We start from the raw sequence: 15935 nt of genomic DNA on the forward strand, positions 1-15935 counted from the left end.
TCGGCTTAATCTCGTTCCAACATCAATTCGGCTAATTTTTGGAACGCTTCATCAACGTTTTTTCCATCTTTTGCGCTGGATTTAAACAAGGTAGAGACTTTTTGTTCTAGTGTGGCTATTTTGTCTGGTCCGATAACCCAATCGTCTTCTAAGTCGCATTTGTTCAGCATCAATACAACGGGAATATCATTGCAGTTGTCACGGATCAGTGTTCTTAGCTCGTTGGCTACTTCTAGGCTGTCTGGGCGGGTCCCATCGACAACCAACATCGCGCCAGATGCTCCTCTCAAATAGGAAACATTGATGTTGGTATACACGTCTTTTCCTTCGATATCCCAAACCAGCAGTTGCACAGGCTCGGGCGTTGAATCGATAAATTTCTTCGAAATTTTTACGCCAATTGTCGTGTGATATTTTTCAGTGAAAATACTTTCGACAAAACGCCGCACTAAACTGGTTTTCCCTACGGCAAACGCGCCAATCATGCAGATCTTCTTTGCTTTCATGTGTGGCCTCTTATGCTCACAAATCCTTGTTTATCACATCTATGGTGACTCTTCTTAATGCGGATGAGATACTTTCCGTTGACTCTATATTGCTGATATTTAGGGTAATAATGTGGTTTTCATTGATGCCATTATTCACCATGATTTGTTTAACATTGGACGCCCTTTGTTTGCTTAGCTGAATGTTTCTTTCTTTGGAACCAATATCGTCGGAATACCCCGTCACTATAAATATAGGCGTAAGTGGAGGATTAAGTGTTTCCCCGAGCTGTATAAGTGATTTCGCTTGGCTCACAAACCTCGCCATTTCTGATTTATCATTTTTGGGGGTAACCACGTTGAGCTCGTATTGGAACCGAACTTGATTCAGTAATAGAGAGAGTTGGTCATATTGTTTTTGGAAGTCGGGTGACTTTGTAAGCGTCGTTAGAGCCGCCATTTCTACATCAAGGCTTAACTCCTTACGGCTTAAATAGCGACGAATGCTGTCTAGTGTCTCTGGGTAAACTTCACCTGATAGCGACACCTTATCCTGCTCAAAAGCGAAAGCGATAGCTTCGCCATCACCAATCAAGCTTGTGAGTTGCTGTCGGAGAAATTCCCTTTCCATTTGTTCTGAAGCGGTAGGCTCTGGGGGAAGTAGGGTTACACCTTGCACAGATAGCGCAAGGCTGTCGTCTATTTTTGTTATGTAGCGTTTGAGTTGTTCCAATGTGTTCGGCTTTAACTCACCAGAAACATTAACGGTGCGATCAGATAGCCAAATTCGAGCGGATTCTCCCTCACTTAGAGAAGAAATGAGGTTATGCCTCACCACATCTATAATAGTGAGGTTGTATTGAGGTAACTCACCCGATTCACTGAAATCAACGACTTTGTCGTCAATCGCTTGGGTTGTGTGAAGGTAGTTAATATTTTCTAAGATGTCACTCGGCGCGCGTGAACCGGGTTTACGAAGTACAGAAAGGGCGATGTTTTCGTCCTGAATGATGGATTCGACAATCAAGTAATTAGGTTCATATTCAAAGACTTGACGAGTGATTTCATGTTCGTTGCTAACGTTAATATGAACAAATAACTTGTATAACCCGACCACAATGAAAACCAGCAGCACTGCAAACAGCCGCCATGGAAAGCGCTCTTTTGCGTTATCTTCGAGTGTGTTTTTAAGTAAGCAGCTTTCTAACAGAGGAGCCGAAGAGGCAAACTCTTCATTGTCGCCACTGAAGTGTACTAGCTTGTCGGAGAAATCTTGCTCGATTTTTTCGACCGTCTTGGAAATAGTGGTGTCGACCAGCTGATTTGGGATCCCTCTAACCGCAGCGGCCAATATGACATGAGGAGCAACCTCAATCTTGAGCAGTAAGTCGCCAAGCCTAACCCCTTCAAGTGTGTCGTTACTGTCGCTACTAAAGGAGTCGGATACAAAGTCAGTAATGGCCGTGAGCATACTGGAAACGAGTTCTGGATCGCTGGTTTCCGTTCCTTCATTTGCGACCGAATTCAGTAGAAGCCCTGTTTCTCGGTGGATCAGGAGCACCTGCTCCACCTGAAAGACAGACGTTTTCATCAAAAGAAATTGGGCGTAACTGATGCCTTGCCGCCATGCTTGATAGCGCCATTTGATGGATTTTAAACTGAAGTTTTGGGTTAGAACTTGATTGAGAGAGTTAACCAGTTGGTTGAAAGTGGCACTCACCGATTTCCGCACAGCAGCACCGATGACAGGATAAAGAATATCAGCAAAGCGTTGGGTGTTTTTATTTATGGATACTTCGATGGCACTGTCGATGATGGGCGAAAGTTCTTCGGTAACCTTATTATCTTTTTGATTTCTTTGATTAATAGCTTCTACGATGACGTCCGCCACACGGCTGGTCTCGTCATTGTTATCTATGTAATCATTAAGAGCGCTTTCGTATTGCTCCCCAAGCACTAAGGAACGAAGTTCCTCAATTTTCGTATTGTCCCGATTGATCATTTAATTCCCATCGAGATCTTCGGCCATGGTAGAAAGCAATGTCGCTAATGTTTTTCTATCCGCTTTGTTGTTTTTCAGGTCTTCCGAAACACTGTCAATTTTATTGAGGGCTTCTTCGTGTTTATCATGCAGCTGTTGAGATAATTCTCCCACTTCCTGAGTAAAGTGCATCTCTAGGCTACTGTTGCTTTGCTGGCTTGTTTGCGCGAGCCCTTCTAGTGAATCTGCCAGCTTGGAGATTTGCAAATTAATGGCATCCAATTTTTTTTCTATCTGTATGAAGGTTTGATTTGTTCGCTCAGAAAGATCCTCAATAGCGGTTTCAATGGATTCAGCTCGTTCACCAAATAGAAGGTGTTGAATTTGCGCTAATTGCTCGGAATCATTTTTCTTAGGCTCAACCTCTACAGTTGAGCTCTTTGATTGCTTGGTCATACAATCTCCCTATTTAGATTAACCTTACTCTCAATCTGGAAAAAACATCATTTTTAAGCGTATGTGGTGATTAAGATTTAATCAAATAAGTGAGGCGACGAGTGCCATTTTATAGATAGAAATGTGAGTATGGACGAGATGCAGGCGTAAAAGCGTTAAAGGAGCAGACGTTTTTCTGTTAGCTCAATGCGTTAGATTGCAATGAAATACGTTGATTTCAAGTGCAAGTGAACTGACCAACGACGAGCTTTGTTGGCTACGATTTTTTAACCGCGCACGTTATTAACCACGCACGTTACTGACGGCGAGCGTTATCAACTGCGAACTTTGTCGACAGAGTTTCTTCTCACTAGAGTGGGGGATAACATGACGGGTTCGGTATGTACGGTTTCCCCGTTAGCCAAATCAAGCGACAATCGTGCGGCTTGTTCTGCCATCATCTGGATAGGGTAACGAATAGTGGTCAACTTCGGTGTTAAGTACCGAGCAATGGGTCCGTCATCAAACCCGATCACCGATACGTTTTCGGGTACATCGAGCCCATTTTCATCCAAAATAGACATAGCGCCAGCCGCCATATAATCGTTATAGGCAAACACGGCTGTAATGGGTAAGGATTGAGTGAGCAGGTGCGTCATCGCTTCTTCACCGCCTTCACTATCGGGGTTGCAATGCACAATGTATTTATCGGAAAGTTCGATATTGTGATCGTTTAAAGCGGCAAGATAGCCTGAAATTCGAGCATCGACATCTTCAATGTGGTGAGAAGAAGAAATACATGCAATGTTTGTGTGACCGTGTCGAATCAAATACTCAGTGGCGAGATAAGCGCCTTTGTAATTGTCTAAGGCAATGCAACGGTGCGATATTTCAGGGATTTGTCGGTTGATCAGAACCATCCCTCGAACTTCTTGGGTGTAGCTTAATAATTCTTTGTCGGTTAGGCCTTTCGAGTGAATCACAAGGCTTTCGCAGCGGCTGTTTACCAGCAATTCGATGGCTTCCCGTTCTTCATCAGCATTATGGTAACCATTGCCAATAAGCAAATGTTTTCCTTGTGTATGAGCGACATCATCTACTGCTTTAATGAGTGTGCCAAAGAAAGGATCGGAGACGTCACTTACTAGTACGCCCATGGTATTGGTGGATTGACTAACCAAAGCGCGGGCATTTGCGTTTGGTCGATACCCCAACTGAGCCATGGCAATATTTACCGATTCAATAGCTTTGGTACTCGCCTTCGGTGAGCGATTGATCACACGTGATACGGTGGCGACAGATACACCAGCTGCTTTCGCGACGTCTTTGATGGTTGCCATTTACTGAGCCCGAATAGAAAGAGAGTGAGTAATGTAACTAATCATGGAAACAAAAGACATTTTTTAACACCACTTTTCACTGCTGAAAATGTAATCCATTAAAATAGAAACAAAAAAATAATGTAAATCGTTTACATTATTTTTTAATTGAAAGGCGGCAAACAGGCTGCCACCTTTCAATACGTTCCGCGATACTCGAGTATTTAACTGTTCTAAATCGTTAAATCCAAGTATTCAGATTCACTAAAACATTTAGCCAGACTAGGGTCTGTTGACCTTTTGTGGTTAAATTTTGTTCGAGTTCTATGCCTTTTAATCGCGGCGCAAGGTGTGTAGCCTAGTCATTCTAAGCAAATACCTTGCAACAAAGAGTAAAAGGCATAGAAACGAACCCTTCGGGCAGCATTTGTGGCTTATTTCTACTGCGTTATCGCTCATTGATGTAGAGCGACTACACCGAATAAGCTCTGCCTTGTATAAATCACCCACAAATTGCTGCAAAAATCATCTCGAAAGGTCAACAGACCCTAGAACAGCGAGCCGTTGATCATAAGATGCAGCACAATACTCACCATGTAGCCTAAGCTGATGACAGGCGCCCATTTTAGGTGCCCAAAGAAGGTGTATTTTCCGTGTGCTGCACCCATTAATGCTACGCCAGCGGCACTACCTATAGAAAGTAAGCTTCCACCCACACCCGCAGTTAACGTAACAAGCAGCCAGTTGCCGAGCGTCATTTCTGGTTGCATGGTGAGTACAGCGAACATGACAGGAATGTTATCTACGATGGCAGAAAGTATTCCTACCATAATATTTGCCCATACCGGATCCCATTGTGTGTACATAATTTCAGAAACCATGCCGAGGTAGCCGATTAGGCTTAAACCACCCACACACATAACAACACCGTAGAAGAATAGGAGCGTGTCCCACTCGGCATGTGATACACGTCGGAACACGTCAAACGGCACAACAGACCCCAACCTACGCAGCGCTTCTTCATCGTGTGAGGCTTGAGCTTTGGCACGCTTTTTCGCCAAAGACATAGGCAATGTTTTTCGAAGGAAAAATCCAAAGAATTGCAAATAGGCTAAACCCATCATCATCCCAATTACGGGAGGGAAGTGTAAGAACCCGTGGAATGCGACTGCAGTCGCAATGGTAAGCAAAAACAACACAACAATGCGCCTTGCTCCGCGCTTAAGTTCTACCACTTCTTTAATGGCGTCTGGCTGCTCTTTCGGAATAAAGAAAGCCATAATAACCGCAGGCACAACGTAGTTCGCAACCGAAGGAATAAACAAGGTGAGGAATTGGCTGAAAGAAACGAGCCCTGCCTGCCAAACCATCAAGGTTGTGATATCGCCAAATGGGCTGAATGCGCCCCCTGCATTTGCGGCAACAACGATGTTAATACAGGCGAGATTGATAAAGCGTGTATTGTTCCCGCCCACTTTCATGACAACAGCACACATTAGAAGCGCGGTGGTTAAGTTATCTGCAATAGGGGAGATAAAGAACGAGAGTATACCGGTGATCCAGAAAAGCGTTCGTAAGTTGAACCCTTTGTTCACCATCCATGCTTGTAGCGCATCAAACAATCTTCGTTCTTCCATTGCGCTGATGTAGGTCATCGCAACAAGTAGGAAAAGCAGCAATTGCGCGTATTCCAGCAAGTTATGTTCGAGGGCGTGTTTAGCGGTTTCTATCTGACCGTCTGCTTGAAACGCAAACCCAATAATAATCCATATTAAACCTGCCGCTAGAAGTACAGGCTTAGACTTACGAAGCTGCAGGTACTCTTCTGCCATGACAAGGCAATAAGCAAAACCAAAAATAATCAACGCAGCATAGCCCACACCAGAAGAGGTATAGCTGGTGGAAGATTCGGCGGCAAAACTTGGAAAAGAAAATAAAGCAAAAAACACAATCAACAGGCGTAAAAAAACACTCATCACTTACTCGACTCCTTGAGACTCAAAGATGGCTTGTTTACAACCAACCCTAGACCGAAGGCATTGGATTGGTCTGATAAAACACATCTTATGGTTATTTTATGTCGTTTTTGTCACAGGTGTTTAAATCGAGAAACAATTGGTCGAAATCAGGAAAGGAAAGAAAAAGTTAGGTAACTCCGACAATCAATTAAGGATCTAAACAATGCACAATTGCGGATATTTTATACAACTTAAAGTTTGAGAAAAGTGATGTAGCTTGGGTATCACGTGCTGATTCCAATAAAGTCCGTCATTTGATGTTTTTCTTGCCGTTATTTGTTCTGATAATTTTATTATTTCTTATCGTTCCATCTGGATTTATATGCATTTTTATGAAATTTAACAGACTTCATATGGTCAAGGCTTTCCCCTCTAGTTCGACCAAAGGATTCTGATTGGCATCTTTGTAGATGACATTTCGGTTAAAATATTGCAATTAAGTCTTCTTTTTAACCGAATTCGAAACGAAGTAGAAAAATAATCTCAACTGCTTGTTGATACAAATTAGACTTAACGCCCGATTTGGTGAACTTTTGTATCGGTGAGTGTGTATCTAGGCTAGCTTTGGTTTAGTCTATACGTCCCTTATACCCAAGTATCTTGCTAGATACAGTGGCAGTGGCGTCTTTGAACAGGATTTTTGGGTATAAGCTTGTAAACATTTTGGGGAAAATACCATGTCCAACGAATGGGATGAATACGCAGAGAACTGGGAGCAAGATGCGGCAACTGCGAATTATGCGCAAAAAGCATTCGAACAGCTCGAAGAAAGAGTAAGCCTAGAAGGATTGAAAGTACTGGATTTTGGTTGTGGCACAGGGTTGCTCACTCAAAAGCTTTCACCTTTAGTTAAAGAAATCGTCGCTTTGGATTCTTCTGAGAAGATGATCGAGCAATTGGATGCGAAAGAATTGTTGAACGTAGAACCTGTCGTTGATGAGCTTACACGTGGTTTAGTGGCTTATCACCCAGCGTTCCGTGGTCAGTTTGATATCGTTGTTGCTTCTTCTGTATGTGGGTTTTTGGATGACTTCGAAGAATCTGCAAAGATAATTCATTCGTTGCTCAATGACGGTGGTTTGTTTATTCATTGGGACTGGCTAGTGGATAGCGACAGTGAAAGCTATGGTCTAACGCAGAGTAAAGCTAAGAAAGCATTGACGAAAGCGAAGTTCAGTAGCGTTACTATCGATACACCTTTCCATGTAGATTCTGACAAAGGGTCGTTGCCAGTATTGATGGGTGTCGCTCAAAAATAATGAGCTGAGTGATAAAGAAGAACTCGGTTTTGGAATCTGTTAAGCTACTTACTGTAAGTATTTAAAATACAGAAAAAGCATAGATGGGACACAGTATTTCTAAACAATCCAGACAATATTACCGCTTAAGATATCCGAAGTCGGAACGACCAAGAATCAAAGCTTGGAATAAACAGTTCCCGGTAACTGAGATATCTGAAAAGGGGTTGCGGTTACTATTTTCATCCGAAGTTGAAGTGAAAAAGAGGATGGAAATAAAGGGGACCATTATATTGAGTGGCGGCGAGTCTTTTGACGTCATTGGAGAGGTTTTGCGTTTAGACGGGGCCGAGCTCGTGATTAAACTGAACGAAGGTCCTAGCTTAAAGCATATGGCAGCAGAGCAAATTAGAATCCGCAAAAAATTCCCAGGCTTTTTCGACTCCATAAAAGCTCAGAATGAATCAAATAGGCAAACCAAATAGGTTTGCCTATTTGCTTATAATTTGAACTCTTTGAACCGCTTTTCAACAGTTTAATAACTCTTCGCCATCTCTTCGATCACTTCGTCAAGAGATCTACACTTAACGTCTTTATTCAACATGAGTTGAAGCTTTTCGTCAGAGAGCTTTAGAGGGTGTTGCCATAAGTATCTCATTTCCCTTACCGCCTGCATTTTAGGCGAAAACAGACCAACAATACCCAAAGACCACCAAGGGAAAGACCTCGTCGAAACGGGTAATCCGCGTATTCTCAAAAGGCTGTTTTCAATGTCTTCAAAGCTGACATCCAACCCTGCGTAGTGGTACGTTTCCTCTCCAGATAGGCGATGCTCAAGCAAATCACTCACCACCACACTTAAATCAGGTAAGTAAGCCCATGAGTGCTTAATTTTCTTATCACTAGGTAATTGAAGTACGGTTTTATTGGGTTTCATGTTAACCAGAAAATTGAACCACGCACTGGGAGCGTACTGACCAATAAAGTCTCCCGCTCGAATGATAAGCGCAGAGCCACCTGATTGACAAAAGACGCGGATTTGATTCTCCATATCTACCCTGATCTTACCTTTTTGCGATATTGGATCGCTTGGAGATTGCTCGGAGACCTCTGAATATTGAGTGGGATTATAGTTGTATACGTTTGCAGGAAAAATAACTTCCATACTGTTTGACTTGGCAACGTTGAGAGAGGCTGTAAGCCATGCTTGTGCGTAAGTTTTCCAAAGGTGGTATTCCGGATTCAAGCCATATACCAGTACCTGATGGTTCTTGGCTATTTCGGAAAGGTAGCGTTCGTTTGTCGCATCGCCCTCCAAAATGTCGAATTGCTTTAGTTCAGGATCCAGCTTAGACAAAGAGCGAGTCACGCCCGTAACTTTCCAGCCTTTTTCTTTAAGCACCAATGCAACGTGGCGACCAAACCCACCGGTAATACCCAAAATGAGTGCACTTTTCTCATCACTTTTCCTTTTCACTTGAGCCAAAGTTTTGTTGATATTTGACGTTGCCATACCGTTTACCTTATTGAAGTTCTGATCAATGAAGTAATTATTGCTATAGCTATTTGAATTTTGAATCGAACAAAACCTATAGGTGCTATTCATAAATGAATATCAATTGGCAATGGGTTCGCCATTTTCTGGTCGTTGCAGAGCAGGGGAGCCTATCAAAAGCTGCAGAAGCTTTGTCTCTATCGCAGCCTACGCTCACTCGTCAGATACAGCGCCTTGAAAAGGAACTCGGCTACGCATTATTTGAACGCTCTACTCAAGGACTCGATTTAACCGAGAATGGTGTTGCTCTTTTGGCATCGGCGAAGCGTATGTCTGAATCTGCCGATCAGTTTTTACGCTCAGCGCAAGGGAATAGTGGTGTACTTAAGGGAGCGATTCGTATCAGCGTGAATGAGCTTTTTGGGCACTTTCTACTCCCTAAAGCGCTGGTAGCCTTTCATGAATCGCATCCGGAGATAGAATTTGAAGTCGTGATATCCAATGAAGCGACAAACTTGTCAAAAAGAGATGCGGACATTGCGGTGAGAATGTTTAACCATCGACAACAAGATTTGGTTTCTAGAAGGCTCCCATCCATTCCACTTGGTTTCTATGCACATAGCGCCTACATTGAACGGCATGGCTTGCCAATGGGTATAGTGGATCTTGCAAAGCACCGTTTGGTTGGCTTCGATAGAATGACAAGCTTTATTGATGAAGCTCGCCAGCATGGCGTGGAATTGAAACTTAACGATTTTTGCTATCGCACAGATAGTTTATTACAGCACTGGGCGCTACTGAATCAAGGGGCGGGAATTGTCGCGACGCATCAAGGGTTGGCAAAAACATCCGGTGAACTGGTTCAAGTATTAGAAGTGTCCCCCATTTCTGAGTTACCCTGTCACCTGGTTGTGCATCAAGATATTCAAACTAACACCAAAGTAAGAACCTTACTTAATTTTCTAGGGGACTGGTTTGAAAGCCACGGGTATCAATATGACCTGTAGATTGACTGCTACCTTGCCGCTATAAATCAGACAAGCTTACCAATTGGCGAGTGTAGTCTTGCTGCGGTGAATGGAACAAGTCTTCTGTTACGCCTTGATCTACCACTTGACCATCCTTAAGCACCAACGTGTAGTGGCAAAGTGATTTGACGACATTTAAGTCGTGGCTGATAAAAAGATAAGTGAGTTCGTATTTTTGCTGTAGTGATTTTAAGAGGTCGAGTACTTGTGCTTGAACGGTTCTGTCTAGCGATGACGTCGGTTCATCCAATAGAATAAACTCGGGTTTAAGAATGATTGCCCTCGCAATGGCGATACGCTGCCTTTGCCCACCTGAAAACTCGTTTGGGTAACGGTGACGAGTTGCTGAATCTAACCCCACTTCTTCCATAGTTTCACAGATTTGCTTATCCATCTCTGATTCAGATAGGTCTTGATGAACTTTCAGCCCCTCACCAATGATTTGAGCGACAGACATTCTCGGGTTGAGTGCAGAAAATGGGTCTTGAAATACTACCTGCATTTTTTTTCGCAGCGGAAGCATTTGTTTTCGCCCGAAGCTTTCTATTGATTCACCATCATATTGAATTATCCCTTCGCTGTTTAAGAGTCTAAGAATCGCCATACCTGTGGTGGACTTTCCTGAGCCGCTTTCACCGACTAACCCTATCGTTTGTCCTTTTCGCAAACTAAAATTGACGTCTGTGACAGCTTTGATATGAGATACGACACGTTTGAGAATTCCTCCTGTGATGGGAAACCAAATTCTTAAATTTTCAGCGTGGACTAAAACCTCGGCGTTTACGTCAGCACTTACTGGAGATCCTTTGGGATCGGACTCGATGAGCTGCTGGGTATAGACATGTTCAGGATGAACAAATATCTCCTTGGTTGCGCCCACCTCAACAAGGTTGCCATGTTGCATCACCGCGACGTTATCGGCGATTTGCCTTACGATACTTAAGTCGTGAGTGATGAACAGCATTGCCATTCCTAGTTCGTCTTGCAAAGATTTGAGCAATTCAAGTATTTGGGCTTGAACATACACGTCCAGTGCCGTAGTCGGCTCGTCTGCTATTAGCAATTCGGGTTCATTAATTAGCGCCAATGCAATCATTACACGCTGACGTTCCCCGCCAGATAGTTCGTGAGGATAGGCGTCTATCTTAATTTCTGGGTTACGTATGCCGACTTTGTTGAGCCATTTAAGTGCGAGTTCTCGCGCTTGATTTGTTCTAAGCCCTCTATGAATTTCTACCGTCTCGACCAATTGGCGTCCGACCTTGTGGAGAGGGTTGAGCGATACCATGGGCTCCTGAAAAATCATTCCAATTCTTCCGCCACGTATACCGCGAAGGTGCCTTTCGCTGCAGGTGAGGAGATCTTTGTCGTCAAATAAGATGCTGCCAGATAGGTATTGCGTGCTTCCTTTTGGTAGCAATCTCAAAATGGCGTTGGCTGTAACCGATTTTCCCGATCCACTTTCGCCGACCAAAGCGAGCGTTTCGCCTGCTTGAATAGAGAGGTTCACTCCGTGTGTGATGACATCCACATCATTTTTGCGTCCGAACCCAACGGATAAATTACGAATCTTCAATACACTCTCAGACATGTTTACCTCTGTTGATGTGGATCGAATGCATCACGTACAGCTTCTCCAACAAACACGAGTAAGCTCAACATAATAGACAATATGACAAACGCTGAAAAACCTAACCAAGGCGCTTGAAGGTTTGCTTTTCCTTGCGCCAGTAATTCACCAAGGGAAGGGGAGCCAACGGGTAATCCAAAGCCCAAGAAATCCAGCGAGGTAAGTGTGGTAACAGAGCCTGATAGAATGAATGGCATCATGGTAAGGGTGGCAACCATGGCGTTAGGCAACATATGTCGAAGAATGATTCTGCGGTCGCTGACTCCGAGCGCGTGTGCCGCTTTAACGTAATCAAAGTTGCGACCACGAAGGAATTCAGCTCTTACCACTCCGACCAAACCCATCCAGCTGAATAACACCATTATGCCGAGTAGCCACCAGAAATTGGGTTCTACAAAGCTTGATAAGATAATGAGTAGAAAGAGCGTCGGCATGTTAGACCAAACTTCAATGAATCGTTGACCAAATAAGTCTAACTTTCCACCGTAATAACCTTGAGATGCCCCAATCACTACTCCTATGACGCTGGAGACGATGGTTAAAGCAAATCCGAACAAAACGGATATCCGAAAACCATAGATAATTCTGGAGAGCACATCTCTGCCTTTATCATCAGTGCCTAGCCAATTCACGTCGTCTGGTGGCGAGGGTGCAGGCTGCGTTAGGTCAAAATTGATCGTGTCATAGTGAAAGCGTATCAGTGGCCAAATGATGTAACCCTTTTCTTCGATGAGCTCGGTCACATAAGGGTCGGTATAGTCAGCTTCTGCTTCAAACTCACCACCAAAGTCGGTTTCTGCGTACTGAATGGCGACAGGGTAGTACCATTGATTATCAAAACTGATGAATAGCGGTTTGTCATTGGCGATAAGTTCGGCAAACAAACTAACGAAAAACAGCAAACTAAATAGCCATAGAGACACGTAACCTCGTTTATTTGCCTTGAATCGCAGCCATCGTATTTCGAATAATGGGCTCATGTTTATCTCCCTTCAAAATCGATTCTTGGATCGACCCAAGAGTAGGTAAGGTCGGAGATAATCGCTAAGGTCAGCCCTAATAGCGTCATGATGTACAAGGTACTGAATACGACAGGGTAATCACGTTGAATGGTCGATTCAAAGCCAAGCAGCCCAACACCTTCTAGTGAAAACATGACTTCGATTAGCATTGAGCCTGTAAAAAAGATGCTGATGAAGGCGCTAGGAAAGCCAGCGATTATGATCAGCATGGCATTGCGAAATACGTGCTTATACAAAATGCTTTGTTCGTCCAGCCCTTTTGCCCGAGCGGTAACCACATACTGTTTGTTGATTTCGTCTAAGAACGAGTTTTTGGTGAGCATACTGAGCGTCGCGAATCCACCAATTACCATGGCAAGTGTCGGAAGAGCAAGATGCCAGAAATAATCAATGATTTGCTGATACCACGTCAGTTGATCAAAATTCGAAGAAACCAAACCTCTGAGTGGGAACCAACTGAAGTAGTTACCACTGGCGAACAGAATGATGAGCATGATGGCGAACAAAAATCCTGGGATGGCGTAGCCGACTATAACTAGGGCGCTACTCCAAATATCAAAGCGCGAACCATGATGAATGGCTTTTAGAATACCTAACGGGATGGAGATAAAGTAAATGATGATGGTGCTCCATAACCCAAGGGAAATGGAGACGGGAAGCCGTTCTACAATGAGGTCGATGACATTGCCGCCTTTGAAAAGGCTCTCACCAAAGTTAAATGTGGCGTAGTTGTAAAGCATCGTGAAATAGCGTTCGTGCAGTGGTTTATCGAACCCAAACTGTTTTCGGATTTCTTCAACCACTTCAGGATCTAACCCGCGTGAACCGCGATAATTTCCGGATGCGTCATCCGCTGGTGTACTTTGGGCTATTTCTTGACCGCCGCCAGTAAAGCGCTCCATCACGCCAGATTCCAGCCCCTCGATTTGAGCTAGAGCTTGTTCTACAGGACCACCAGGCGCAATCTGAATTACAAAGAAATTGATCGTAATGATGGCCCACAATGTTGGGATTACCAGCAATAACCTTCGAAATATATAGGCTGTCATAAATCCTTTTAAGCTTGTTATGTTCTATGCCGTTCTCTTGCTCTCGCTATTTGCGTTGAACCAGAGTTGAATATCGTTAGATAAGTGAAGCACCACCCCGTGAGAGGTGGCATCAAGAATATTACCGACGTTTCTCTGGCAGCTTTTGAGCCTTATCGGTATTGATCCACCAAGTATCCAGCCCTAAGTCATACGCGGGTCGCGTTGCTGGTCGGTCAAATTTGTCCCAAGAAGCCACGCGGAAAATACCAATATGCCAAGTCGGAATGGCAAGAAAGTTCCATTGCAAAACTCGGTCGAGTGCTCGACCCAAATAAATGAGCTTAGTAGGGTTGTCTTGATTATCTGCAATAGCTTCAGTCAGGCTATCAATCGTGGAATCAATCAAGCCAGGGCGGTTATAGGTGCTGTCTAGAAATTTACTGTGCCAGACTAGTTGAGTATTAGGGCTTGGATAGTTTCCAGAAGAGATTTGTGCGAACACCATATCGTAATCTCTGTCGCGGTAACGCTTCAAATATTGCGTGGTGTCGATGGTACGAATTTTCATTTCTATCCCCATTTGTTTCAGGTTTTTCTGAATAGGGATAGAAAGTCGCTCTGTACTGGGGCTATAGATAAGAAGTTCGAACGTCATGGCTTCACCCGTCTCAACATTCGTCATGACTTTGTTCTTCAGCTCCCAACCGGCTGATTTGAGCAATTTGAAAGCGGTACGCATTTGTGCGCGGATTCGACCACTTCCGTCGGTAGAAGGAGGCACGTACACATCAGTAAAGATTCGGTCGGGTACTTTACCTTTAAAGGGGGTTAAAATTTTCAGTTCTTGTTCGTCGGGAAGTGACTTCGCTTGATAATCGGTATTTTGAAAATAGCTGCTTGTTCGAGAGTATTGATTGTAGAACAAGTTCTTGTTCATCCACTCAAAGTCCATCGCATAAGTTAGAGCTTCTCGAACTCGAATATCTTGAAAAACAGGGCGCTGGACGTTAAACACAAAGCCTTGCATAGGTTGTGGAATGGAGTGAGGAATTTCTTCTTTTTTAATGTAGCCTTTATCGAAGTTGGTTCCAGTGTAAGCGGTTGCCCAGTTTTTAGATATGTTCTCTCTTCGATAGTCGTATTCACCGGCTTTAAATGCTTCCAGCATAACGGTGTCATCGCGATAATAGTCGTAAACAACCGTATCAAAGTTGTTTCTACCAATGTTGACAGGGAGCGATGCTCCCCAATAATCTTTTACGCGGCTGTAAATGACACTTTGCCCAGACTTATAACTGGTTATTTTGTATGGACCGCTGCCTATCGGTGGCGTATCTAATGGTTCTGAGAAGTCTTTATCCTTCCAGTAATGAGAAGGTAGGACAGACATGTTGCGAATCAGTGAGAACAGGATTTCTTTGTTACCTGCCTTTAGCTCTACTCGTGCAGTAGTGTCGCTGACAGCTTTCACGGATTTGACGTCTTTGTAATACGTTCTGTATTGAACAACACCCTGCGTCATGAACTTTTGAAAGGTAAATTCCACATCATGAGCAGTAATAGGTTTTCCATCATGAAACTTTGCAGAAGGACGAATATCGACTTCCATCCAGTCGTAGTCTTGGGTATAGCGAACTTTTTCTGCTATCAGAGCGTAGGAGGTGTCCAGTTCATCTGTCGATGAGTAAAACAAGGAGTCGTAAAGTTCGCCACTTGCTGCCGCGGAATCACCCCTTGAGGCATAGCGGTTAAAACTGTCGTAAGTGCCAATTTGTGCGTAGGTGACTTTCCCGCCTTTGGGAGCATTCGGGTTAACGAAGTCAAAGTGTTTAAATCCTACGGGGTACTTTGCTTCCCCAAAGCCAACAAGCCTATCTGATTCGATAACATCAGAAGCAAACACGACGCCGCACTGAAGTATCAACCCTAAAGCCATTACCGTCTTTCTTACCATGTACACTCTCCGTGTGAATCTGAGTTTTTGTGTTGCTTTAGTCTTTGTTTTGATTAAAAAACCATCGTCCTATATAAATTTCTAGCAGCAATATTGGAATTTTGAAAGGAGCGTTTTACTTGAATGTGAAGTGATGGATTCTTATTTCGTTGGGGTCTTATACCTAAGGCATTTTTGGCTTGATATACAAGGATAAGTATTTACAGCTAGGACGATAATCTCTAGACCGCTCGTAAATTCTAGCGCAGATAAACCTAGCTGGGAAAAGAAGCTGAAAGGCAGGACGGGGAATAAAAGTA

Annotated in this window: 13 protein-coding genes; 3 read left to right on the top strand and 10 right to left on the bottom strand. The window is 43.6% G+C overall.

The genetic code is table 11. The features are described from left to right. Positions 1–5 precede the first annotated feature (5 nt). From CW749_RS05110 to nhaD, 5 genes are all read right to left on the bottom strand, one after another. Positions 6–506 (bottom strand): Rab family GTPase, encoded by a 501-nt coding sequence (locus CW749_RS05110; RefSeq protein WP_101110969.1) that lies wholly within the window; start codon positions 504–506, stop codon positions 6–8. Between the two features lie 16 nt (positions 507–522). Next, positions 523–2487 (bottom strand): OmpA family protein, encoded by a 1965-nt coding sequence (locus tag CW749_RS05115; RefSeq protein ID WP_101110970.1) that lies wholly within the window; start codon positions 2485–2487, stop codon positions 523–525. After that, the gene (locus CW749_RS05120; RefSeq protein WP_101110971.1) at positions 2488–2922 is read right to left on the bottom strand and encodes a hypothetical protein; all 435 of its coding nucleotides are present in this window, start codon (positions 2920–2922) and stop codon (positions 2488–2490) included. A 314-nt stretch (positions 2923–3236) separates the two neighbouring features. Then, entirely contained in the window at positions 3237–4241 is a 1005-nt protein-coding gene (locus CW749_RS05125; RefSeq protein WP_101110972.1) for a substrate-binding domain-containing protein, read from the bottom strand. Between the two features lie 527 nt (positions 4242–4768). Beyond that, complete coding sequence (gene nhaD / locus CW749_RS05135; protein WP_101110974.1) at positions 4769–6196, bottom strand: sodium:proton antiporter NhaD; 1428 nt, start codon at positions 6194–6196, stop codon at positions 4769–4771. A gap of 719 nt (positions 6197–6915) precedes the next feature. Here nhaD and CW749_RS05140 point away from each other — a divergent pair. Together CW749_RS05140 and CW749_RS28165 are read left to right on the top strand one after the other, a co-directional pair. Next, complete coding sequence (locus CW749_RS05140; RefSeq protein WP_101110975.1) at positions 6916–7497, top strand: class I SAM-dependent methyltransferase; 582 nt, start codon at positions 6916–6918, stop codon at positions 7495–7497. 248 nt (positions 7498–7745) lie between these two features. Then, a complete protein-coding gene (locus tag CW749_RS28165; RefSeq protein ID WP_180958330.1) occupies positions 7746–7961 on the top strand; it encodes a hypothetical protein in 216 nt (71 codons plus the stop codon). A gap of 50 nt (positions 7962–8011) precedes the next feature. Here the strand turns inward: CW749_RS28165 and CW749_RS05150 are convergent, their stop codons facing one another. Beyond that, complete coding sequence (locus CW749_RS05150; protein ID WP_101110977.1) at positions 8012–8989, bottom strand: NAD-dependent epimerase/dehydratase family protein; 978 nt, start codon at positions 8987–8989, stop codon at positions 8012–8014. A gap of 95 nt (positions 8990–9084) precedes the next feature. On the opposite strand from CW749_RS05150, the gene CW749_RS05155 reads away from it, so the two are divergent. Continuing rightward, positions 9085–9978: a LysR family transcriptional regulator gene (locus CW749_RS05155; RefSeq protein WP_101110978.1), complete on the top strand. Its 894-nt coding sequence runs from the start codon at positions 9085–9087 to the stop codon at positions 9976–9978. Between the two features lie 19 nt (positions 9979–9997). Here CW749_RS05155 and CW749_RS05160 read toward each other — a convergent pair whose 3' ends face one another. The 4 genes from CW749_RS05160 to CW749_RS05175 all read right to left on the bottom strand — a co-directional run bounded on the left by CW749_RS05160 (position 9998) and on the right by CW749_RS05175 (position 15636). After that, positions 9998–11590 carry an ABC transporter ATP-binding protein gene (locus tag CW749_RS05160; protein ID WP_101110979.1) on the bottom strand — a complete coding sequence of 531 codons (1593 nt, stop codon included), beginning with the start codon at positions 11588–11590 and terminating at the stop codon, positions 9998–10000. Positions 11591–11592: 2 nt separating this feature from the next. Then, positions 11593–12609, bottom strand: coding sequence for an ABC transporter permease (locus CW749_RS05165; RefSeq protein WP_101110980.1), 1017 nt, complete (start codon positions 12607–12609; stop codon positions 11593–11595). Between the two features lie 2 nt (positions 12610–12611). Next, the gene (locus CW749_RS05170; RefSeq protein ID WP_101110981.1) at positions 12612–13700 is read right to left on the bottom strand and encodes a microcin C ABC transporter permease YejB; all 1089 of its coding nucleotides are present in this window, start codon (positions 13698–13700) and stop codon (positions 12612–12614) included. A gap of 121 nt (positions 13701–13821) precedes the next feature. After that, a complete protein-coding gene (locus CW749_RS05175; RefSeq protein WP_101110982.1) occupies positions 13822–15636 on the bottom strand; it encodes an extracellular solute-binding protein in 1815 nt (604 codons plus the stop codon). Positions 15637–15935: the final 299 nt, after the last annotated feature.

This window comes from Vibrio sp. vnigr-6D03 (assembly GCF_002835515.1).
Classification (GTDB): Bacteria; Pseudomonadota; Gammaproteobacteria; order Enterobacterales; family Vibrionaceae; genus Vibrio; species Vibrio penaeicida.

Bases quoted from the DNA above. Each gene is read 5' to 3' on its own strand.
- CW749_RS05155 (WP_101110978.1), top strand. From the start codon at position 9,085: ATGAATATCAATTGGCAATGGGTTCGCCATTTTCTGGTCGTTGCAGAG.
- CW749_RS05175 (WP_101110982.1), bottom strand. From the start codon at position 15,636: ATGGTAAGAAAGACGGTAATGGCTTTAGGGTTGATACTTCAGTGCGGC.
- CW749_RS05110 (WP_101110969.1), bottom strand. From the start codon at position 506: ATGAAAGCAAAGAAGATCTGCATGATTGGCGCGTTTGCCGTAGGGAAA.
- CW749_RS05160 (WP_101110979.1), bottom strand. From the start codon at position 11,590: ATGTCTGAGAGTGTATTGAAGATTCGTAATTTATCCGTTGGGTTCGGA.
- CW749_RS05140 (WP_101110975.1), top strand. From the start codon at position 6,916: ATGTCCAACGAATGGGATGAATACGCAGAGAACTGGGAGCAAGATGCG.
- CW749_RS05150 (WP_101110977.1), bottom strand. From the start codon at position 8,989: ATGGCAACGTCAAATATCAACAAAACTTTGGCTCAAGTGAAAAGGAAA.
- CW749_RS05120 (WP_101110971.1), bottom strand. From the start codon at position 2,922: ATGACCAAGCAATCAAAGAGCTCAACTGTAGAGGTTGAGCCTAAGAAA.
- CW749_RS05165 (WP_101110980.1), bottom strand. From the start codon at position 12,609: ATGAGCCCATTATTCGAAATACGATGGCTGCGATTCAAGGCAAATAAA.
- CW749_RS28165 (WP_180958330.1), top strand. From the start codon at position 7,746: ATGGAAATAAAGGGGACCATTATATTGAGTGGCGGCGAGTCTTTTGAC.
- CW749_RS05125 (WP_101110972.1), bottom strand. From the start codon at position 4,241: ATGGCAACCATCAAAGACGTCGCGAAAGCAGCTGGTGTATCTGTCGCC.
- nhaD (WP_101110974.1), bottom strand. From the start codon at position 6,196: ATGAGTGTTTTTTTACGCCTGTTGATTGTGTTTTTTGCTTTATTTTCT.
- CW749_RS05115 (WP_101110970.1), bottom strand. From the start codon at position 2,487: ATGATCAATCGGGACAATACGAAAATTGAGGAACTTCGTTCCTTAGTG.
- CW749_RS05170 (WP_101110981.1), bottom strand. From the start codon at position 13,700: ATGACAGCCTATATATTTCGAAGGTTATTGCTGGTAATCCCAACATTG.